Annotated in this window: 14 protein-coding genes, 1 tRNA gene and 1 other RNA gene; 1 reads left to right on the plus strand and 15 read right to left on the minus strand. The window is 44.0% G+C overall.

Annotated features, from left to right (window positions below; genetic code table 11):
• Nucleotides 1–135: 135 nt before the first annotated feature.
• The 13 genes from NTX44_03530 to NTX44_03590 form a co-directional block, all read right to left on the minus strand.
• Nucleotides 136–2,508, minus strand: coding sequence for a T9SS type A sorting domain-containing protein (locus NTX44_03530; GenBank protein MCX6120674.1), 2,373 nt, complete (start codon nucleotides 2,506–2,508; stop codon nucleotides 136–138).
• Between the two features lie 220 nt (nucleotides 2,509–2,728).
• Nucleotides 2,729–4,903, minus strand: coding sequence for a hypothetical protein (locus NTX44_03535; GenBank protein ID MCX6120675.1), 2,175 nt, complete (start codon nucleotides 4,901–4,903; stop codon nucleotides 2,729–2,731).
• A 424-nt stretch (nucleotides 4,904–5,327) separates the two neighbouring features.
• On the minus strand, nucleotides 5,328–8,483 hold the full coding sequence (locus tag NTX44_03540) for a TonB-dependent receptor (GenBank protein ID MCX6120676.1): 3,156 nt from the start codon (nucleotides 8,481–8,483) through the stop codon (nucleotides 5,328–5,330).
• A gap of 247 nt (nucleotides 8,484–8,730) precedes the next feature.
• Nucleotides 8,731–11,094: a LysM peptidoglycan-binding domain-containing protein gene (locus NTX44_03545; protein MCX6120677.1), complete on the minus strand. Its 2,364-nt coding sequence runs from the start codon at nucleotides 11,092–11,094 to the stop codon at nucleotides 8,731–8,733.
• Nucleotides 11,095–11,208: 114 nt separating this feature from the next.
• Nucleotides 11,209–12,261, minus strand: coding sequence for a DNA polymerase III subunit delta (holA, locus tag NTX44_03550; protein MCX6120678.1), 1,053 nt, complete (start codon nucleotides 12,259–12,261; stop codon nucleotides 11,209–11,211).
• Between the two features lie 11 nt (nucleotides 12,262–12,272).
• Complete coding sequence (locus tag NTX44_03555; GenBank protein MCX6120679.1) at nucleotides 12,273–12,872, minus strand: peptidylprolyl isomerase; 600 nt, start codon at nucleotides 12,870–12,872, stop codon at nucleotides 12,273–12,275.
• Nucleotides 12,873–12,886: 14 nt separating this feature from the next.
• Complete coding sequence (locus NTX44_03560; GenBank protein ID MCX6120680.1) at nucleotides 12,887–13,696, minus strand: undecaprenyl-diphosphate phosphatase; 810 nt, start codon at nucleotides 13,694–13,696, stop codon at nucleotides 12,887–12,889.
• 103 nt (nucleotides 13,697–13,799) lie between these two features.
• Nucleotides 13,800–14,825 (minus strand): lysylphosphatidylglycerol synthase transmembrane domain-containing protein, encoded by a 1,026-nt coding sequence (locus NTX44_03565; protein MCX6120681.1) that lies wholly within the window; start codon nucleotides 14,823–14,825, stop codon nucleotides 13,800–13,802.
• An 18-nt stretch (nucleotides 14,826–14,843) separates the two neighbouring features.
• On the minus strand, nucleotides 14,844–15,485 hold the full coding sequence (lolA, locus tag NTX44_03570; GenBank protein ID MCX6120682.1) for an outer membrane lipoprotein chaperone LolA: 642 nt from the start codon (nucleotides 15,483–15,485) through the stop codon (nucleotides 14,844–14,846).
• 2 nt (nucleotides 15,486–15,487) lie between these two features.
• Nucleotides 15,488–17,929 (minus strand): DNA translocase FtsK 4TM domain-containing protein, encoded by a 2,442-nt coding sequence (locus NTX44_03575; GenBank protein MCX6120683.1) that lies wholly within the window; start codon nucleotides 17,927–17,929, stop codon nucleotides 15,488–15,490.
• Between the two features lie 25 nt (nucleotides 17,930–17,954).
• Nucleotides 17,955–18,713, minus strand: coding sequence for a 2-phosphosulfolactate phosphatase (locus NTX44_03580; GenBank protein MCX6120684.1), 759 nt, complete (start codon nucleotides 18,711–18,713; stop codon nucleotides 17,955–17,957).
• A 13-nt stretch (nucleotides 18,714–18,726) separates the two neighbouring features.
• Nucleotides 18,727–19,815: a glycine cleavage system aminomethyltransferase GcvT gene (gene gcvT, locus NTX44_03585; GenBank protein MCX6120685.1), complete on the minus strand. Its 1,089-nt coding sequence runs from the start codon at nucleotides 19,813–19,815 to the stop codon at nucleotides 18,727–18,729.
• A 70-nt stretch (nucleotides 19,816–19,885) separates the two neighbouring features.
• A complete protein-coding gene (locus NTX44_03590) occupies nucleotides 19,886–21,532 on the minus strand; it encodes an Rne/Rng family ribonuclease (protein ID MCX6120686.1) in 1,647 nt (548 codons plus the stop codon).
• A 100-nt stretch (nucleotides 21,533–21,632) separates the two neighbouring features.
• Here NTX44_03590 and NTX44_03595 point away from each other — a divergent pair, with 100 nt between their 5' ends.
• Nucleotides 21,633–21,890 carry a hypothetical protein gene (locus tag NTX44_03595; protein MCX6120687.1) on the plus strand — a complete coding sequence of 86 codons (258 nt, stop codon included), beginning with the start codon at nucleotides 21,633–21,635 and terminating at the stop codon, nucleotides 21,888–21,890.
• 3 nt (nucleotides 21,891–21,893) lie between these two features.
• On the opposite strand, the gene ffs is transcribed toward NTX44_03595, so the two are convergent.
• An RNA gene (gene ffs / locus NTX44_03600) (signal recognition particle sRNA small type) lies at nucleotides 21,894–21,994 on the minus strand.
• A gap of 274 nt (nucleotides 21,995–22,268) precedes the next feature.
• Nucleotides 22,269–22,341, minus strand: a tRNA-Cys gene (locus NTX44_03605).
• Nucleotides 22,342–22,345: the final 4 nt, after the last annotated feature.

The following is a 22,345-nucleotide window of genomic DNA, read 5'->3' on the forward strand; positions in this document are numbered from 1 at the left end:
ATACTCTGCTCGGCGATAGCGTGATCGATGTCGCTGACTTCTTTCCATCTATCCTCCTTTGGATTCTTCTCGCTGTGGTACCCAAAGTATAAACTCTGGGTACCATCTGCAAGAAAAGTAGGAGGACAAATGTCCTTATTTTATCAGAAGCATTTTCTTTACAGCGACGCCCGAACCAGATTGCAGGCGATAAAAATATATACCTGTTGTAAATCGCGACGCTTCGAACGGAACCGTGTAATGTCCGGCGGCATAATTGCCGTTGACCAATGATGCAATTTCCTGACCGAGAACATTATAAATCTTCAGCGACACCAATCCACTCTTCGGAAGATCGAAATCTATCTTTGTAGACGGGTTGAATGGATTCGGATAATTTTGAGCAAGGGCAAATACTTTCGGAATTTCCAGGTTTGTTTGCTTCACCGACACCGTTTGCCGTGTTCCGTAATCCCCATCATTTCGCGGAACAAGCTTATACTGGTTAAAGCTGAAGTACAATATGCCTTGAATGTAACTAAATATGTCGTCTTGTTTTAAGATTGTCTTCCCTAATACTGTATCTCCTCGAAACGGAGAGTATTTTGCTTTTCCCTCGGCACTCTGTACAATCACATCGCCTGTGCCATCGTTGACGGCATACTCTGTTGAATCCGAAAATGTCGGAGCAATATTTGAGATTGTTACATTCTCTACTCGCACGAGCATACCTTCATACGGTTCGGCTGTTGGAGAACCATTCGACGCGGCAAGGTCCCCTGTCTTCCTTAACACTGGTACCGGCAAGGCATTGTTATGTGTAAGTACTGTAACAGTCGAATCATAAATACGCGTCACACGTCCAATTTGTCCTCCCACTCCATCTAAATACTCCTGCACGGTTCCGAGAATACTAACGCTATCACCTATCTTCAAACTATCTAATGCTTGAGATGAACCAGCAACCCAGATACCGCTCCATGGATCATTGCCGGATTGAATGTACCAAGGCGTAGTTCCGCTTGTATTATTAATATCGATGTCGCTTGAATCCACAGTAACGATTCCATTGACCGTTACCAATGCGCCGAGCATACCGCTCAATCCATTCGAGAAAGGTGTGTACTGAATATCAGAGATCGTGAGAGGACGATTGCGAACAGTATAGAAGAAACATCCTTGCGCTGTATCTATTCCCGCAGAACCTCCAGCCGCACTTGCATATATTGAAATATTTCCGGATGTATCTTGTGCTGTTCCATAATATTTTACCATGACATCTGCATCCATTGGAGAAATTTTTCCAATCCATGTGGAATCTGCTGCATTCGGGCCTGTCATCTGCAGAGTCTGCCAGGCTCCATTATTTGCACTGTAGTTGATGGCAACAGATTGCAGAGGAGATCCCCCAAATTGTGCATATGCCTTCATACTAATAGTTACAGTATCTGAAGGTGTAACCGCTACAGGATATCGCCTATGCGTATTGATTGTTGGAAATACACCTCCCAATATGATGTCACCGGGAAATACAGGAAATATTCTGTATCCACGGTTGGCATCGCTTCCTGAGTTGCCAAACATATAACCACGAATTGATTTGATTACCTGACCTACTGCGGGAATTGAATATGTCGATGCTGGATCTTTATAATTAAGCGGGCTTCCCGAAGGAGTTCCCGCTCTCAACGTGAACCATCTCGATCCATCCATTGTTCCAACTTCATTTCCATTGTCGTCCTGCATGGAAAATGTACCGTTCGTATTGTTAATGACAGAAACAACCTTCAAGTTTGTCAATTGTATATAGCAGCTTTCCCATTGTTCACCCATAGAGAATTGTATATTTTTTCCTGACGTTGTATATGGTCCATTCATAAACTGGTCGGCTGTGACTAATGGGGGCGCAGGGAGAGGTTTAGTATCGACATACTCAACGCATTGACTCATAGCAGAATCAGGGAGGAATGTGGCTGCGATAGGAACTAACTGAGTCCCACTGGCAAAAGAGCTCGGAGGATACTCGTCAACATATCCGCGTAATCGAATAATGTCTCCCGGCTCATACGTAAGAAGGCCTGCGTTATACAGAGCAAGTGTATCTGTTATAGCACTCGTCCTAACAAGCAAACTGCTCCAAGCACCCGATCCGGAACTCGTATCACGTAACGTGAAGTTATAACCTGCATACCCTGTGAATGTGATGTACTTCGGAGGAACGATGATTTGCCCCACAATTTCTATAGTATCCTTCAATCCACCTGGTTGGTTGCTACTGTAATACGCAGAGGCCTGCTTGAGCCAGGGGCCTGTCACAGTCGACGCAGGACCGCTCGCCGCATCGGCGGAATCGCAGGAATGCAGCAAATCCGGCGAAACGTATTGGATGTCGTGGATGGAAACCAATGGATAGTTTCTCCACGCCATGTCCGTATTTTTCGCAACCTTCGAAATATGTTTTTTTTGCGCCGCAGGCAAAATAAAGACAGTGAGAATAAGCAACAGAATTAACGGTAACAGTTTTTTCATAACACCCTCCAACAAATAAAATGAAAAAAATAATGAATAATATCTTTTAGAACCTATCTAAAAACGGTTTCTCATTCCCGAACGTGCCGCTCTTTGGCATCCCTTACGCAGGACTTTAATCGGAAATCGTACGTTGTATGCTCCCGCTTGCTCGTTAATAATATCGCGCTCAATCAATCCATGGAAATGATAATTCTATTTTATTTAAAGTAGATGTTCGCTATTTGATCACGACAAATTTGCCGGTTTTAACATCTCCGGTTTCTTTGTCTTTCACTGTAAATAAGTACAATCCTGTTGCAATGGCTTGATCATACTTCGAGATCAAATCCCACGCGTGTTCTCCGCCTGCAAACTGTGGAACCTGCGCGCCCGCAAACTGCTTGAACCATTGAATATTCGTACCGGCTTGAGTGCTGCTGTGATTAAATTGGGCGACAACATCACCCGCAAGTGTAAAGATTGTAATCGTCGCATTGGCGGGCAAATTATAAAAATAGATCTTCCGGGAACGCTCGCTGCCTCCATCCCAAATCGCTTTTCCATAATAGGGATTCGGATACACACCAATTTCCTTCGAAGGATCAGAAGTGGCTTTTGAACCAGTAATAGTACTCACAGAAGAGATTGCGCTTTCCATTGAAGAAATATTGTTTGCCACATCTCCTGAATCATACGCAGAGACACCGTAGACATATTGCCAACCGTTTAACTGAGTAACGTTCGTCCCTTGAGGCGGAAACCTATAGAAGTAATGCGTCGTATCCCCGGCAAATGTTATACCCGTGAAATTTTTGGAAGTATCGATCAAGATTTTATTAAATCCTGTGTTATACCTAATCGCATCATCAGAACGATCGAAATCACCAACAATCGGGATATTGAGGAGCCAACTGGATGGATTTTGAATATCTGCTCCTGCATTTGTTCGGTAAATGCGATACCCTTCGAAATCGAGTTTGCCGCTTTGCGGATCGCGCGAAAACTCGGCAGACCGATCCCAATATATAGTTGCCTGTTGATTTTCTACCTCCGCATGGACATGCGGCTGGGAAGGTGGTGTTGGCAGTACATAGCGGGTCAGTTTTCCGTCTGGTCCCGGGATTATACCGCCTGCAGCTCGTGTTGCAATATCTTCTCCTGCATCAAGCGTATCGTTTCCATTGACATCTTCTCCATTATAGCATTGCTGTGACCACAACGAGCCGGCATTCAGAAATTTTCTTTGCGTGATATCGTCTGTCCTTTCGGGCAGCAGCTTATTTGAGTTGTCCGCGCACACAATCGCGAATACTACCTGCACTGACTGCCCCGGTAACAGGGTCTCCCATGGACCTGTAGAAAGAAGTGTCGTGTAGTTATTTGGTGTATTATGCACATAGGTGATAATAGATTGCGGAAGAGAATTCCCAAGTCGTGTATAACGGCTTAGATACGGCGATGCATTGTAATCATCTGTCGGTGAATACAATTCTGGATATCCCGTACCGCCTTGCTGGTACAACCATGCATTGTAGTACGTCTGTGTATGCAAATCGTGGAGCCAACAAATCCCTGTGGGGAATGGCGTAGCACCAAGCAGCACCACACCAATATAACTGTTTGCCGGAACACTGCCCGGGCTAGGATTTGATTCGTATGTGTACATCATTCTCGCAAGCGAATCGAATCCCTCCCCGCAAGACTGAAAGAACAATCTACCAACTGATGGACGTACTGCGTTGGTATTGCGTACTACATTATCGCACCACAGACCGATATACAATCCATCGATGGTATCAACATTCATATTGGTAATTGTGTAACTGAGGATCACAAAATTATTGGCGTAGGGGAAATTCCACGCATAGCTTTCCTGATAGACAGTAATTCCGAGCGGATTATGTCCGTTAATTGAATCGCCGATTCCTGATTGCACAGGAACTCTTGTGTATCTATCTGTGTACTCGGCAAGAAAATCTTGATGGCTGATAGCATTCCGGTCGAAGTAGGGCGAATTTGCAAGAGATGAACGTTGAACCATCGTCGAGGAAACATCTGTAGTAAATTCATATCCCGTCAGTGGACTCGTGCTGACGCGATCCGATGATCCAGTCGTCACACGTGCGTGATACGTCAGATCGTGCCGTAACTGACCGCCAATCCAGAGGCCGCTTTGATACATATGTTCAATGAGAGAGCCGGAAGGATACACACACGATGGCTGGTTAGGCCAACTGTTGTTCCTTGTACCCATCGTGCCATAGTTTGTAATAGTCAGCCCAATTTGACCGACGTTTGTATAAAATGTTCCTACGGCATCTGTCGTTTTACTTAAGTGCTGTGCTTCGGCTGTCACAAGTGGAAGAAGAAGAGGCAGGAAAAGGATATACGTATTAATGTATCTATTATTCATTCGCGTAATCAAAAACTTGACCACAAGGTGCATTACCAATCTATGTTTTTTTGGTTGAGAATCAATGTTCTTTCCAGATAAAGTCGAAAAATAATATTTCGATAACATGAATGTTATGATTGCATTTAAAGTGTGTTTTTCATTATTTGTCAACAAGAATTTTATTCCTGTGAAGATTCTATCGCCCCCCTCAGCTTTTAGATATCTACTGTAATACTACTCCGTTCATATTCCTGAACACCTTGACATGGAGCATTACTTATTGTGTAGATTGTGGGAAATGCATCTCTTGATCTTTATTTTCATCTTCGTTTCATGGAACGAGTATATCTACTGCACAACTTTTTCAGGACAAGACAAGTAAAATAAAAAACCCCATCGATATTTGACGGGGTTTTTGTTTGGCTATGCAACAAGTTACATTTTAGAACGAATACCTTACGCCAATCTGTAACTGCCAGCGGGATTGCGGATCCAGTGCCGATGTCGGATCAGCTAAACTACCGAGTGTATACTGAGGTTGCCCGGAAGCATTGTAGGAATTAAAGTTCAACATATTGGTTGTCGTTTGGTTAGGAACGATTACTACCCAACCCCAATCACTGTTGATCATATTCATGACGTTTAGAATATCGAACATGATTTCAATTTTATGCCCTGGAATAATAGGAATCTCTTGTCCGATATGAAGATCAATCTGTCCTGACCAACGGGTATGAGCTTCGTTTCGTTTGGACATCTGTCCTTTATGACTGTTCAGGTAATCATCATTATTGATGAAGTTGAAGAGCCTGGTATACGCCGCATCTGTTGTCGGGAGAACAGCTCCTGCTGAACTCACCAAAATGATATCGTTTTCATCTTTGGGGATATAGAGGAGATCATTCGATGTTTGACCATCACCGTTCATATCGCCGAATACAAGCCATGTATAGGGCTGTCCGGAAATTCCGCTGTAATCCAAACCGAATGTGGTTGAATACCCCGGTGACCATTCGTACCTGTACGACGCAGCAACCATAACACGATGTGTGCGGTCAAATAGGGAATAACTCTCCACTGCTGCATTAGGATCTTTAGCTGGATTGTATTTAAATTGTGATGCTGCTTGTGAAGATGTGCCGCTATTAATATCTTTTGAAACACCATAGGTATAAGCGATATTGGCATCGATGCCATCAGGTGTGTTGGAACGCTGCAATTGTACCGTCAGGTTGGTTGAATACCCCAAACCAGTATTTGACAACAAAATGATGTTTGTAAAGTTTGTCGCATTAACCCTTGAATAGGCCCATTTTTTTGTTGTCGCATTGTACGTGCCATATAACGGACGTCCATCAGATGAATATACACCTGTACGCTTTAAATTAATATCCTGATAGTTGATTTCATTGGTGTTGTAAGACCAAACACCTTCCACAGTTCCGACAAAGTCAAATGGTAATTTTTGATCAACGCCAACAGTGGTACGCCATACTTGCGGCAATTTAAAATCTTTACTCGTAACATCCACTTCTGTTGTTTGCACTGCGTTTCCTCGCGGTTGATTTAATGGATCTGCAACAAAAGAAGTAGAGTTGTAAAGATCTAACCGCGCGAATTCTGCGCCCGTGTTTGAATATTGATTGGACAGCCAAACGTAAGGAACACGGCCGCTGAAGATTCCTGTTCCTGCACGCACCTGTGTTGTTCGATCTCCAAAGACATCATAATTAACACCTATACGCGGAGAGAATAATACTTGTCCACTTGGTACATTGCTGGTTGAATATTGTCCAGCAAATGTCGAATCAAATTTGTAATTGTATGTCGGTTTATCAGGCAACGTTGGAATATCGAAGCGAACACCGGCAGCAACCTTCAACTTTGGGATAATAGTCCATTCATCTTGTGCATAGAAACCGTATTGAACCGCTTTGAATTTGGCTGCAAGGCTGGGATCTCCATTCAATGCATAACTCAGTTGATATTCATAAGCACGGTTGCCATTGACGAAATCGGCAAGGTTGTTAAATTGATAATATCCAGCGGAGTTGGCAATATATAAATTTCTAAAAGAAAAGATTTCATTGTGAGTGCCAATCGTGAGCGTGTGGTTCCCCAAGTAATAGGTAAAGTTATCGGTCAACTCGATGATATCCTGATCGAGTTGGTTCTTGCGGCTGTACTGTTCGGCCCCGGCAACCAAATTCGTTTGTCCGCCGGTAGCATCTCCCACATTTTTGATGACAATAAAAGGAAGGTCTGAACCAGGATAGGTACGATGATCACGCACTGCAGTATAACCGAAAATAAATTCGTTCGAAATATTATTACTGAAAATGCTGGTCAACTGTGCCACCAACGAATTCGTTGTATTGTTCATTTGATACATACTATTTGTGGCATAGAGATAACTACCGGTTGAATAGGAGGGTGCAAAATTGTCATACCCTGTCAAGAAATTATCGCGTACTGTAAGTTTATTTTGATCATCAATGTTATAATCGAGTCGAACAAGGAATTTTCCAGCTCTTCGAGGGTATGGTGAATTGGTGAATGAACCTGGATCGTAACCATATCTCGTTTTTAAAGTGCTCGTAAATAAATTGATGCTATCTGGAGATGTTGTGTAGACATTGGTCGCTTTGCTGGGAGCGCCAATAGTTCTATCGATTGGTGCGTTGCGTTGTGTGTATTCAGCACTGACAAAATAAAACAGTTTATCTTTTAGAATAGGACCGCCCAAGCGGAAACCCGTTTGGAGCTCGTTAAAATCGGCATAGGATGTTTTCAAAGCGTTTGGACTTTTGCCAACAAAGCTTTGGTTACGTCCATAGAGGAACGCTGCCCCGGATATATCGTTGCTGCCACTTCGCGTAATGGCATTGACACCAGCACCGACAAATCCATTCTGGCGAACATCATACGGCGAGATGGCAATCTGAAATTCTTGAATTGCTTCCAAACTGATTGGAGAAACGCTGGAAAGACCTGGTGTTCCAGAAGAACCAAGTCCGAATAAATCGTTAAAATTCACACCGTCAATCTGAATATTGTTATATCGGTTGTTTTGTCCCTGCGCATTGTTGCCGACAAAGTACGGTGACAATTTTAGAAAATCTGTAAAGGTTCTTGTAATGGAAGGAAGATTATCGATATTCAAACGCGAAACATTCGAGACTGCTCCTGTGTGGCCATCACTGAGAATAATTCGCTGTTCACCGGTTATGATAACTGCCGGTGCTTCTACTGCTTCTTCTATGAGAATAAAATTCACCTGCAAGCTTTGACCGAGTTCAAGTTTAATGCCTTTCTTTTCTTGGGGTGCATATCCGACAAAAGTAACCTTAATGATATAAGGTCCACCGACCCGTAATCCTGGCAAATTGAAATGTCCGTCTTCACGCGAGATTGTTCCGTATTGTGTCCCCGATGGTCCGTGAATTGCTCGTACCGTTGCCCCAACCAACGGCTGTTCTGATTTATCAGTAATAATACCATTAATCGAAGCAGTTGTCACTTGTGCATTCACTATCGACACGCCAATGAGTAACAATACAATCATAAGCGCAATAGTTCTGGAATACAATGTTCCCATAATAATTCTCCTTATTGAATTATGGTAAAGTGAAATAGTGGTTTGAACTGCTAAAAATAACTGTCTGAAAGGACTACGATAAAGCTGCCTGTTCATAGATATTGTATCATAAATGCGACGGAAAAGTAAGTAAGATATTTCCGAAAGGCAAGTTAAAAGAGAGCGAAATGATGAACGGCGCATTGCTTCGCAGCTCAATCTGAGAAGGCTGGACCGGATAAATTCCTGAATAAAAACCTTACGGTATTCAGGAATTTGTTTTTGGAGGTATTTTCAGGATTTGCCCAACGAGAATTTTATTCTTGCGCAGGCCGTTTTGTTTCTTCAGTGTTTGGATATCTACGCCATACATCTTGGCAATCGTATAGATCGATTCGCCTTTTTTTACTTTATGGGTTGGTGAGAAAATTCCCGTGCTTGATGTTTTAACTGAAGGTAAAGGATGGCTTTTTGGCGATGAAGCAATAATCTTGACGCGCTCTTCAGGCTTATCATAAATCTCCAGCGATTGCCCGGCAACAATTCGAGAAGAACGAAGGTTATTCCACTGTTTCAAATCGCTGATGCTGACTTCATACGTTCGTGCAATCTTCTCTAATGTCTCGCCGGATTTAACTGTGTGTTGAATCCATTCTGTTGATGAAGATTTCGTTCTTGTATTTCCTTCTTCTGATCGCGCAGCTTCTGTAAAATCACCTTTTATCAGAGACTGCTTCTCTGAAAATTCCATTCCGTCAACTTTTGTTAAAAGTTTTGCCTTTGTTTCTGTTACCCAAATGGCAATCGCTTGACCCGCATGAATATAGCTGCCGTATGCAATGTCATTCCAATTGCGGATATCGCTTGCACGCACACGATACCATTCAGCGATATGCCCAATCGTGTCGCCCCGCTTGACATGGTACACAAGTTTCTTTTTTCCTTTCGGCCGTTCCACTTCTCGCTTCGCATGCCGCAACTTTGTTTTACTGACTTCATTTTTCGCAGCATAGGATTTCACCGAACCAAAGTTCATCCCTCGTACCTCAGGCGAATAATTAAATGGAACTTTACTGTCTGCGACATCCCGCGGAATAGGAATTGCGAGTACTGTGCCAACACGCAAGCGCCGGCTCGTATGAATATTATTGACGTCATATAAAAATGAGGTTGCCAAACCGTATTTGCGAGCAATAGAAGAGACTGTCTCACCGCGCTTGACGGTATGAATGGCCCAATCCTTTTTTTGTTCAGCGGGAATTTGAGAATAACTCACGAGAAACGTATCTTTCCGTCCGTATGGAATCCGGAGTCGATATCCGCTCACGCCGGGTGGTGTGCACCAGCGAAGGAGTTCTGGATTGAGTTCCTGCAGCGTGTCCACAGTTGTCAAAGCGCATTTTGCAAGTATGCGTAAATCGATACAGTCATTAATCTCCACAACATCAAACGCAAGTGAATCCGCTTTTTGCACATCGATGAAACCATGCTTTTGCGGATTCAAAACAATTCTTGCGACTGCTACATATTGTGGAATATAGTTTCGAGTCTGGCGTGGTAAGTTTTTTCTCATGTCCCAAAAATCTGTTGATCCGCTGCGTCGCATAGCGCGGAAGATTCTGCCGGCACCGGCATTGTACGCACCCAGCACCAAATTCCAATCACCCAATTCAGAATACAGGTCCTTCAAATGCCGCGCAGCGGCCCGCGTCGACTTTTCAAAGTCCATCCTTTCATCAATCCACCAGTTCACACGCAACCCGTACAGCGAACCGGTGCCTTTCATAAACTGCCACAATCCAACGGCACGTGCCCACGATCTTGCATCGGGGCGCAAACCGCTCTCTGGCATCGAAAGAATTGTTAATTCTTCAGGCGTTCCTTCCTCTTTGAAAACGCGCTTCATCATCGGAAAATACTTGCCGGAGAGATAAAGCCAGCGTTCCATATAATGTCTGCCTCTGCCCATAAAAAATGCAGTGGCACGCTCAACATATTCATTGAGCGGCAAGGGAACCTGTGTTCCTTTAATTTCAATATGTGGAATTTTCAATCCCGTAATGTCGCCTTGTTCCACTACTTGATTCAATTTTTCTCGAAGTGCATACACGGAGGCATTTGGACCAAGACTATCGATTTGAGTAATGTACTTTTCATAATCCTCTATAAGGCTCTTGCTCAAATCCATATATTCTTTAGAACTGTCGATGCTGGAATAATCACTTAATTCGTTAAGAATCTGAATCGCGGCTTCAAATTCAATCCCGCAGCTCACCGAATCACCTGATTCTTGTGAAGCAAGCGCAAGTAAATAATGCTGGCGGGCTTGCTCCAGCTGCTGGAGGATGAGTTCCATATCTTCGCCTGAAGTGTCGGAAGCAGCATTGCCATTTGTATAGGCTGTGTCAGCAGCAGTGCCCACTGAATCCACACTGTGAGATTTCGGCTTACTTAGATGCGGCTTGCTTCCATTGTGTGCTTCTAACGAAGAAAGCTTGAGGTCTTTACCTGTTGGTGGTGTTGTTTGAGCGACAGAAGATTGAAACGGAATATCAGTATGAGTACGAGTTGCTTGTTCTGAGGAACAACTGAGAATGAGCAATGATATTACAACAATAACAAACCGCTGCATCTGCCTCTATACATTTTTTAGTGAATCGAATTCTTTATATAAAATACGATAACTATACCGCTTAATCAAGTGACGGGGACACATGAGAAAGGAATGAACAAGGAGATTGATCACTCACACTGAAACTGATTCGATTGACTTACTATCATGGATCAGCGAATACACCAACATTTCCATAAGATGGTACGGATCGGGTGATGTGCTTTTTAATTGCACATCCGCTTCAAGAAGAACACGAAATGAATTTTCAATCTGCAAAGACGAAAAACGCCTTGCTGCCTCTGCGTAATCTTTGAAGTAGTACGGAGAAATTCTTGTTGCAGCAATCACTTCCGGTTCCGATGCACCGTGTCTGATCATATCCTGTACTTTCCAGACGAGATGAAAATATCTCGTGAGCATGATAATAGAGAGCTGTGGCGCTTCGCCTGTTTCGATCATACGCTTTACAATGCGCATCGCTTCGCCCATATTTTTCTTACCAATTGCATTCTGCAAATCGAACACCGTGAATCCGCGTGAGACGCCTACAACATCCGTAACATCTTCCGGTGTTACGCGCTTCCGTTCTCCGAGGTAGGTGAAGAGTTTGTCTAATTCGTTTTGGATTGCCCGAAGTGAATTTCCGATGTATGCCTGCATCAATCGACATGCTTCAATATCAATTTCCCTCCCCATGCTTTTGCAGCGGGCGGCAATCCATGCCGGTACTTGATTATCATAAAGCGGATTGAATGAAAATACTGCACCTTTTTTTTTCATATCGCTGAACGGCTTCGTGCGAAAATCAGGCTTCTCCGCTAACAAGAGAAGGCAGGTTGATTCCAATGGACGTGCAATATACGCAGATACAAGTTCTTTCACGGAATCACCGATAAGCAATTTGTCGAATTCTTTTATCACAACGACACGCCGGTCGCTCATCATGGGAAACGATGATGCATGTGCCATGACTTGGCTCGCATCCGCTTTGCTTCCGTACGCGACATCGAGATTGAATGCTTTCGTGTCCGCCGTCAATAAATCGCTAATGACACGATCCACGCATTCCCCGCTTAGGAAATCTTCCTCGCCAATAAACAGATACATAGGCGCATATTTCTTGTCTTTTGTCGCTTCAAGGAAGTCGTCGTAATTTGGAAATTTTTCTTTTTTGGATTTCAACATTGCCACGGAACTTATTTCCCCGCTTCTTTCTTCACCGTAACCTTCTTCATGACGATATCAACTTTTGGTTTGCCATCGGTTTCTCCCATTTGCGGGATGATCTCAACCGCCGCAATCGAATCCACCACGTCCATTCCCTTTGTTACTTTTCCGAAGATCGTATAATTTTTGGGCAGCCATGGTGCATCATTTAAAATAATAAAGAACTGACTCGTGTTCGTGTTCGGCCCGCGATTTGCCATCGCAACAGTGCCGCGTTTGTACCCTTCTTTAAACGATGGCGTCGCAGGATTGAGTTCGTCCTCAAATTCTTTTCCATATATACTTTTCCCGCCTCTTCCTGTTCCTGTAGAGTCGCCGCCTTGGATAACGAACCCTTTGGAGATGCGATGGAAGATGATACCATTGAAGTACCCTTGTTCGGCCAGTCCGGCGAAGTTGGCAACAGTCTTCGGGGCGTCGGATTCAAACAATTCCAGTTCAATGTTGCCTTTGGTTGTTTCAATTGAAATGTCCACGGTTTTTCCTTTTGTTGTATCAGATTGACAGTTAATGGACTGAGTAAGTCCAAAGATAATTGTAAAACCGAATGCAAGTTTCGTTATGCGCATAATTCGTTCCTTCCTTATATAAAGAGAATGCCAAGAATGCCTATTGCCAGGCAATAAACCGAGAACCAGCTGAACTTTCCCTTCTCCATAATTTTCAACAGCACTTTAATGGCAAAGTACCCTGCAATTGCCGACACCATTGTGCCTACTACTAATGGCATTGTACCAAGAGTGTTGCCATACTTAAAAAGCTTGTGCCCTTCCAATAATGCCGCGCCGGCAATCACAGGAACAGAAAGAAGAAATGAAAATCGCGCCGCCAGCATTGGTGAAATTTTCAAATAAAGCGCAGTGCTCATCGTAGAGCCGGAACGAGAAATTCCCGGCAATATTGCCACCGCTTGCGCAATTCCAATGATAAACGCTGCTACCAGCCCTACCTTTTTACCCTGGATAGGTTTACTGAGCCGGGTCAAGAATAATATGAGCCCGGTAATAACGAGATTCATCGCTACAAGTTTTGGATCAGTAAATGCCGCTTCAATCTGATGACGGTAGAGGAGCCCAATAATTCCCGCCGGAATCGAACCGATAATAATCGCAACACCAAGCAGAAAATGTTCTGTCTTCTCGTAATCCTTTTTTAGCTTCACTGCTGACAATGCTTTAACGAACGACCGCAGAATTTCAAGAAGATCTTTCCAAAATACAAACACAACACTTATGAGCGTGCCGAAATGCACAAAGACATCAAAAATAATCATTTGCGGATCATGAAGATTAAGCAATTCCTGCACGAGCACTAAATGGCCGGAACTGCTTACAGGCAAGAACTCTGTAAATCCCTGAAGAATCGCTAAAAGAACTGCATTAATGACACTCAACGTACATCTCCTATCTTGTATTGGATAATTCTGTTTTTCATTTTTAAATTCCCCAGTGGACAATATCTACGTTTCAATGAATTTTGTGTTCCACATTTCTTCATCATTCTTCTTTTGATGAAGCGCTGGTCAAGTCAGATATCTGAAGATGGTCGCGAAAATAATAATACGCGCCTATAACCATAACAACGAGATACCCAACTTCATGTGTGACAATCGCGTAACTTAACGATGTTGTCTCATCAATGCCGTACAGCTTCATCATCGCGACTTTTAAAAATGAATGGTATGTTCCCATCGCACCGGGCGCCGGTAAAATCCATGCAATAGATGAAATGACTAAGAGCACGACAGATGCACCAAAATCCATCCCTGATTTCACTAATGGGGCAAATGCAAAAAACGGCACAAACATTATTAACGCATTCAATCCCCAGATTAAAAAGCTCTGAAATAAAATCACACCAAACTTGTCGCGCAATTTCGCTACAGCAAATCCGGTATAAAATTTATCTAATATTTTTTCTATTTTTTCTTTTTGCTTGTCAGGAAGAAAGCGGAACACTTTTGCGAGAAATCGAAATAATGCTTCTGCTTTGAAGAAGAGAAGGACAAAAAAGATAAGACCCGCAATGGAACCGAGAAGGAACAACGGACGAACTGTATCTGGTTGATTCACGAATGGATCGAGCGAGTGAGGATAGAGAAAAAGAACAATACATACAATGAAGTAGAAACTCATAAAATCCAAAATACGTTCCACGACAATTGTCCCGAACACCGAACTTCTGGAAATACCTTCCCGATTTCCGATAATGTAGGGACGAACAATCTCGCCAACACGCGGCAAGACATTATTGATGGCATATCCAATCATCACACCTGAGAAAAGACTACGTTTTGAGATGGGGGACTTGATGGGAGCCAGCAAGTGCGCCCAGCGCTCTGCCCGAACCCAATTCATAAGAATGTTAAGAGGAATAAGCAGCGCTACCCACCAGTAATTAGCGCCTTTTAATGACTCCCACAATTCAGAAAGCTTTACACCGCGAAAAGCGAGGTAAAGAAAACCGAAAGCTAAAAGGAAACTTATTGAATATCGTAGAATACTTCGTGATTGAGCAGACATAAGAGATTTGGGTAGTGATTAACGAAGGTCCACGACTTCTGCACCTTCCGGCGTCTCGAACGTGAAAGTTTTATCTTTGATATTTGTATTGAGTTTGATGTCTTTCACTGTATATGTTGTTTCTGTTTCGTTGATATCAAGGATTACTATTTTTCGTACCATCCAGCTATTTTCTTCAATAGAGAGTTTTACCGATTTCACAAATGAGCGGTCATCTTTCGGCACAAGCTTGAGAAGAACGACGTTTCCCATTGTTTGTTTTTCGTATCCAAGCAAGGAAGCATAATAATTTGCAGGAAGATTGAGCATGAATTGTTCTGGAGAAATTGAATTGGAATTCTCTTTGTATTTATCGACAATGACCTGATTATTTGCCGTAGAGTACGCCCATACCGTTGTGCCATCCGTCACTATCGTTTGATGTTCCGACTCGATGCGGTAGTGTTTTGGTTTTTTCATTTTCAGCTTGCCGCTGAAATTCTGCTCAATGTTTGAAAATCCGAATTTGACATGCTGTTCGAATTGCACGAGTGCATCATCAATCATTTCGTACCGGTGATGCAACTGCTCGGTCACCTGCTTGACTGTCCATTCTTTTTCCTGCGCGGCGGTTTCCATGACAAAGAAAATTACCAACGCTGCCGCATATACTATTTTCATACTCATAGGCTTTTTAATATCACTTCCAATTCTGCTTCTGTTTCCACCAGCACTTCACGCGCTTTGCTTCCGTCAAACTGCCCGACAATACCGGCTGCCTCTAATTCATCAATCATCCGGGCTGCGCGTGAGTACCCTACTTTCAATCTCCGTTGGAGCAGCGACACCGAACCCTGCTGATGCCGTACCACAATATGTGCCGCTTCTTCAAACAACTCATCTTCACTCACACCTGCACTGGTACCGGCCTGCCGTTTCTTTTCCAGGACCGACGGCAATTTGAATGGAGCGCTGTACCCTTTTTGCTTGCCGATATGATTCGTCACTCGTTCCACTTCATCCGTCGAGATGAACGCATTCTGAATTCGGTGCGGCTTCGGCGAGCCGGACGGCAAGTACAGCATATCGCCATTTCCGAGCAATTGATCTGCACCATTCATATCAAGAATCGTACGGGAGTCAATCTTCGATGACACTTGATAGGCAATCCGGGCGGGAAAATTTGCTTTTATGACACCGGTGATAACATCCACCGATGGACGCTGGGTCGCAACGACAAGATGAATACCCACGGCGCGCGCTAACTGGGCTAAACGCGCAATTGGTTCTTCAACTTCTTTTGCAGCAGTAATCATCAAATCAGCTAATTCATCAATCACAACAATGAGGTACGGAATTTTACGATGCTTGATGGTCTCTGAATCATGCAAACGTCCGGCGGCGAATCGTTCATTGTAATCGGCAACATTCCGTACGCCGGCAGCCGCCAACCGATCGTACCGGTTCTCCATCTCCAATTCAACACTTTTCAGAACGAGCACAGCATTGTTTGCCTCAGTAATAATTTCTTCATCCAAATCCGGCGATACGGCAAGATAATGATTCCGAAGTTTTTTGAAAAGTGTGAGTTCAATCTTTTTGGGGTCGATGATGACAAATTTCACATCGCTCGGATGCAGCCGGTAGATCAAACTTGTGATGATGGTATTGATACCGACACTCTTCCCGGAACCTGTCGAACCCGCAATAAGCAGGTGCGGCATCTTTGCAAGATCGTCCACGAACACTTCGCCTGAGATTGATTTTCCCATCGCCAGCGGAAGCGTTGCTTTTGAATCCCGAAACTTTGCAGAATTAATAATACTGCGAATCGTTACAAGCGACGGATTATGATTGGGAATCTCAACACCGACGGTGCCTTTGCCCGGCATGGGCGCAATGATCCTAATGCCTTTTGCTTTTAATGCAAGTGCAATGTCATCTTGCAGACTTTCAATTCTGCTGATTTTCACACCAGCGGCTGGAACAAGCTCATAGAGCGTTACAACCGGACCCGGTGTTACTGAAACACTATCGATCTCAACTGAAAAATCTGAGAGCTTCGCACGAAGTAATTCTGCGTTGGCTTTCAATTCATCTTCATTCACATTTTCACTTTCCCGATGAACGTCAAGAAGCTCCACTGACGGAAAGACGTAATCGATTTCTTCTACAGTCGTTTCATCCAAAGCCACTGTTCGTTCATCAAAATCGACCTCAGCTTCAACAACTTTCTCGAGGATATCGATAGAGAGCGCGGAATCTTTTAATCGCTCGTTCAACTGGTCTCCGATCGGTACCGATTCCTCTATTGCGGGTTTTGAATCCACCGGTTTGATGACAGGATTGATCGGAGTTGGTAATGTTTTTATCCGAGCAACAGGTTCCGTTAATTCTTCTGCCGGTTTTTTTATTCGAACTGCCGCTATTGCCTGCTTTGCCTCATTATCTTTTTGTTTGGCATCGCGCCGAACTTTCCATGATTCCTGCTTTTCTCTCAGCCACTCCATCCAGACAGCTACAGCATCGTGTAGTTTTGTCCATGTGACTTTATAATCCAAATCCACTAACAGCGTCAACACGATGACGAATCCGCCAATGACACAGATTGTTGCTCCGGTGATGCCTATCGATTTCACAAGCACGTACGCGATGAAGTGACCGACAACTCCGCTCCATTCCATCGGCAATGCACCATCGAACTGCTTCAACAATCCGGTAAAGGAGGCGAAGAGAACGGCGAGAATGATTGAATAATTTGTGAGTATAATTTTGCGGCGGAGGTTATTTTTATTCAACAAATAGAAAGACCACACGAAGCCAAGGAGCGGAACGATGATGACGGCAAAGCCAATCGTTGAATTGATGAACCAATTAGAAACTACCGCTCCACACAATCCAAGCCAATTCTGTGTGCGTTCCGCTTTCAACAGAATAGATTCATCGTTTGAAAAAACTTTCCATATATCCCACAGCGAAATCTCCCCGCTCGCCTGATCGATCGCAGAATACGAGATGATACTCAGCAGAAGCATGAGCGAAGCGAGCATACCAATAAGCGCACCAATTTGCCGCCGATGGTGAGGTGATTCTTTCTTCTCAGATTTTTTTTGATTCTCTGCCATAGAGGTTTTTGTCTGCAAACACTATTTATGCAGAAACGACGGGCGGTTCTTCCTTCTTGAGTTTGATTTTATTTTCAATCTGCACCGGAAGGACCGGCACTGAATCGACAGCAGCGCAAATCTTCAAATCATCTGCGAAACCGATCTCGCTCAGGTACTTTCCATGTTCGGAAGTCTTCAGCATCTTGAGAATTGAACGCCCGAACGATTTGTAAAGAGCGTGTGCCGCTTTCGCCGAATCGCTGAGATGCAATTCCAACGATTCATCTTTCATCAGTTTTTGAATCATCATTCCTGCGCACACTGCATCTTCCAGACTAAAATATCCAATGGAATTTAATCTCCCGGCACAGATAAATAAAAAATCTTTCTTTTCTTCTCTGATAAAATCCACCATAGTTGTCAGGTTCAGAAAGGAGCCGACTATCAGCATACGCGCGTATCGGCTCTTCGCCATTGCAACCGAACCGTTCGTTGTGCAGTAGATGATAGATTTTCCCTTCACAGCGGCTTCACTGTATTCCAGCGGTGAATTTCCGAGATTAAATCCTTCGATTATTTTTCCGTTGCGTTCACCGCCGCGCAGAGTGACCTCCCCAAACAGACTTCCGGAGATCTTCACCGCAGACTCGATACTTGCAACCGGAATTATTTCACGAGCGCCGTTGTTCAATGCAACGGTGATCGTGGAACTTGCGCGCAAGACATCGAGCACCACTACATTCTTATCACGCAGTTGCAAATCATCGAACTGACCTGCGCTAAAGCTGAGATCTATTTTCATACAACCCCCCTCACTAATGATTTTGTAGAAACGGCATTACTACAATTGTGGCAGGTATTTCTTTATCTCTTACTCGCACTGAAACGACATTCCCGGCGTTTGCCAGTTCGGCAGAAACATACCCCATGCCGATACCTTTTTTGAGCGATGGTGAAAAGGTGCCGCTTGTCACATGACCAACGACACTTCCATTATGAATAATTTCATACCCGTGACGCGCCAATGTTCGATCCGGAAGTGTGAAACCAATAAGTTTCCGTTTCAAACCTTCTTCTCTTGCTTTCACCATTGAAGTGCGTCCGTTGAATTCTTTTTTGCTGAGTTTTGTAATCCATCCCAGTCCGGCTTCCAATGGATTCGTCGTCTTATCGATATCATTTCCGTAAAGACAGAATCCCATTTCAAGGCGCAGTGTATCACGAGCGCCGAGTCCGACGGGCTGTATGCCGAATTCTTTGCCGGCTTCGAAGAGTGCCTTCCAAACATTTTTCGCAGTTTCAATATCGGCATCGAAATATAATTCAAAGCCGAGCTCACCTGTGTATCCGGTGCGGGAGATCATCATCGAGACACCGGCGAGTACACCATGCGTGAAAGCGTAGTACTCGATTTTGGATAAATCTTCTTTCGTCAATTTTTGAAGTGCAGCTAATGATTTAGGACCTTGTACCGCAAGCAGCGATGTCGCATCGCTTACATTTTCAAGCTCCACATCACCGAATTTTTGAGATTGAAGCCAATCAAAATCCTTTTGAAGATTAGACGCATTGACAACGAGCATGTACTGATTTTCCATTCGATAAATAAGAAGGTCGTCGATAATTCCGCCATCCTCATAGCACATAGCGGAATATTGCACTCTTCCAGGTCTCAATCTTGCAACATCGTTAATCGTCACTTTCTGAAGGAATGCAAGCGCACCTTTGCCGTGCACGTAGAATTCTCCCATGTGTGTAACATCGAAAACGCCGACTGATCGGCGTACGGCGAGATGTTCTTCAATGATACTTGAATATTGCACAGGCATTTCGAAGCCGGCAAATTCAACCATCTTCGCACTAAGCTTCGTATGCAGATTGTAAAATGGAGTTCGTTTCAGCATTACTTCCTTTGTGTTTTTTTTAATCGGCTGGAGATTTATCTCTGCCGATATCCGTGACCTTATCTTTGCTCTACTTGTACTGATCTGTGATTTCTTTCTTCTGCTTCACTGAGAAGAATTTGAATTCATCTGCAGGCAACGCTGGATCCGGAATGAGTTTCATTTTCACGAAGAATTTGAACTGCAATTTCGTCAGCCTGCTGATCGTGCCTACAGAAAGATATTCTGCGATGACAGGATTCACTCTCAGTTCCAATCGGTACTCGCGTTTTTCTGTTTTGAACCGTTTAATCCAGCGTTCAATTTGATTCAAGGTAGATGTTTTGGACTGCACCAAACCAGTGCCTCCGCACATCGGGCATCCTTCGCTGAAACTCAATTGCAAGCTTTGGCGAATACGCTGGCGTGTAATCTGTACCAATCCAAAATCAGTCATTGGCAAAACCGTCACCTTAGCGCGATCCTTCCGCAATTCTTTTTTCATCTCATCGTAGATTTTTTTCTTGTTCTTTTCATCTTCCAGATCGATAAAATCCACAACAACGAGACCGCCTATATCGCGCAACCGAAGCTGCCGGCAAATTTCGCGCGACGCTTCAAGATTGGTGCGGAGCGAATTCAGTTCTTGTTCTTTCTTCGCCGCATAACGTCCGCTGTTCACATCGATCACGGTCATGGCTTCCGTTTTTTCGAGGAATAAGTAACCACCGCTCTTCAGCCACACTTTCTTGCTGAGAAGAATTTGAATTTCTTTCTCAATGCCGTACTTATCAAAAATCGGCTCTTTCTCACGATAGTACTCCACGCGATTAAGCATATCGGGTGAAACCCATTGAACATAAGCACGAATTTCTTTGAACAGTTTCTTTTCATCCACGACAACGTGCTCTACCGTATCTTGAAAGAGATCGCGAATGACACTGGACGTCGTGTTCATGTCTTTATAAATAAGCGCGGGTGCATTTTCCGTCTTCACAGATTTTTCGATACCCTGCCACGTTTTGATTAATTCATCAAGATCTTGTTGAAGCATCTCGTCTGTTTTTCCATCGGCGACCGTTCGAATGATTGCGCCGAATCCTTTCGGCAGCATTGTTCGGACTACTTTGCGGAGCCGCCGTTTCTCTTTGAAGTTCGAAAGTTTCTTGGAAACACCGACTTTTCCATCGAAAGGAATGAGAACCAGAAAGCGTCCGGGCATGGAAATTGCTGAACGAACACGCACGCCTTTTTTGCCTACTGGTTCTTTTGTAATTTGAACTAAAATTTCCTGCCCTTTTTGCAAATTGACTTGCGGAATGTTTTGTTGAGAATGACGACGCCGTTGTTGATCGTGGCGATGATCTTTGCTCTCGGCAAGTTCACCGTTTTGAGGAACAACAATCCCTTCGTGTGTTGGAACTGCACCATTGGAAGCTTGAGATGTTGCCTCTGCAGCTTCTTCTTCCTTCTCGTCTTCATCTTCATCGAAGAGTGTGTTAAACTCTTCAATGGAACCGACATCGGAAAAATGCAGAAATGCATCTTGGCTCATGCCGATATCGACAAATGCAGCACGGATACCAGGCATCACTTTGGCAATTTTACCAAGATAAATGTCGCCAACGTTACGTGCTTTACCGGGTGTTTCTACAAACAGTTCAGCGGTCTTGCCATCCTCAAGAATGGCAATGCGATGTTCGTTCGCAGTCGAATTGATGATAATTTCTTTTTTCATGCGGAATCCTCTTCCACTTCAGCAATAATATTGGGTGATGAGCTTGCAGCGTTTCAAAACGAAGTGGAAAAGTCCTGCCCGAATGTAGATTCCATTCGAGGTGGGGAAACACTCGCGTGAGTCTTCCTCCAAATCGGTCGAAACAAAGCGCTCTACCATCAACAGTACGGCGCTTCTCTTGAAGCGTGATACTGGTGGTAAGAATAAGAATGGCTATGTAATAATAGACCATATGGTTTGTACCGTTTTCCAATCGCCAGCGGTCGTCAGACTGCGATCGTCGATTCCGACACATTCTGTCGAACGCACTCGCCGAGCGGTTGAGCCATCGGTGGTGGCTGTAAGTATTGAAAATTAAAAAAGAGGTCAAGCTTCCCTGCGTCACACAAGACTGTTTGCCGACCGTTGCTTCCTTCCGGACCTGGCGGGGTTGGGCAATGCTTTGTTGCGCAGGACTTGACCCCAAATGAACAAATAAAACCTCGACAAATAAATGTTTGTATTAGGCTAATTTGCGATTAGTGTTTTAACACTTTCTTTCATCATTCACAAATTATTACCTTGTGGAGCTGATCAGGATCTCCCGAAGGTGGCGAAGCCATGCCTTTGGCAGATTCCTTCTGCCGAAGGCATTCCTTCGGAAGGAAGAACTGACGACCTTCCCGCTTGTACCGGGACGCTCTTGCCATTGAGCTACAGCTTCTTACGTTTCACCACTCTATGAGTGATTATTCCGTGGAGCTGATCAGGATCGAACTGACGACCTTCCCGCTTGCAGCGGGACGCTCTTGCCATTGAGCTACAGCTTCTTAC

This window comes from Ignavibacteriales bacterium (assembly GCA_026390575.1).
Lineage (GTDB): Bacteria > Bacteroidota > Ignavibacteria > UBA10030 > UBA10030 > Fen-1298.

Coding starts and splice junctions, on each gene's coding strand:
- NTX44_03545 (MCX6120677.1), bottom strand. CDS start 11,094: ATGCAGCGGTTTGTTATTGTTGTAATATCATTGCTCATTCTCAGTTGT.
- NTX44_03555 (MCX6120679.1), bottom strand. CDS start 12,872: ATGCGCATAACGAAACTTGCATTCGGTTTTACAATTATCTTTGGACTT.
- NTX44_03535 (MCX6120675.1), bottom strand. CDS start 4,903: ATGAATAATAGATACATTAATACGTATATCCTTTTCCTGCCTCTTCTT.
- NTX44_03565 (MCX6120681.1), bottom strand. CDS start 14,825: ATGTCTGCTCAATCACGAAGTATTCTACGATATTCAATAAGTTTCCTT.
- NTX44_03580 (MCX6120684.1), bottom strand. CDS start 18,713: ATGAAAATAGATCTCAGCTTTAGCGCAGGTCAGTTCGATGATTTGCAA.
- NTX44_03530 (MCX6120674.1), bottom strand. CDS start 2,508: ATGAAAAAACTGTTACCGTTAATTCTGTTGCTTATTCTCACTGTCTTT.
- NTX44_03590 (MCX6120686.1), bottom strand. CDS start 21,532: ATGAAAAAAGAAATTATCATCAATTCGACTGCGAACGAACATCGCATT.
- holA (MCX6120678.1), bottom strand. CDS start 12,261: ATGTTGAAATCCAAAAAAGAAAAATTTCCAAATTACGACGACTTCCTT.
- NTX44_03575 (MCX6120683.1), bottom strand. CDS start 17,929: ATGGCAGAGAATCAAAAAAAATCTGAGAAGAAAGAATCACCTCACCAT.
- gcvT (MCX6120685.1), bottom strand. CDS start 19,815: ATGCTGAAACGAACTCCATTTTACAATCTGCATACGAAGCTTAGTGCG.
- NTX44_03540 (MCX6120676.1), bottom strand. CDS start 8,483: ATGGGAACATTGTATTCCAGAACTATTGCGCTTATGATTGTATTGTTA.
- lolA (MCX6120682.1), bottom strand. CDS start 15,485: ATGAAAATAGTATATGCGGCAGCGTTGGTAATTTTCTTTGTCATGGAA.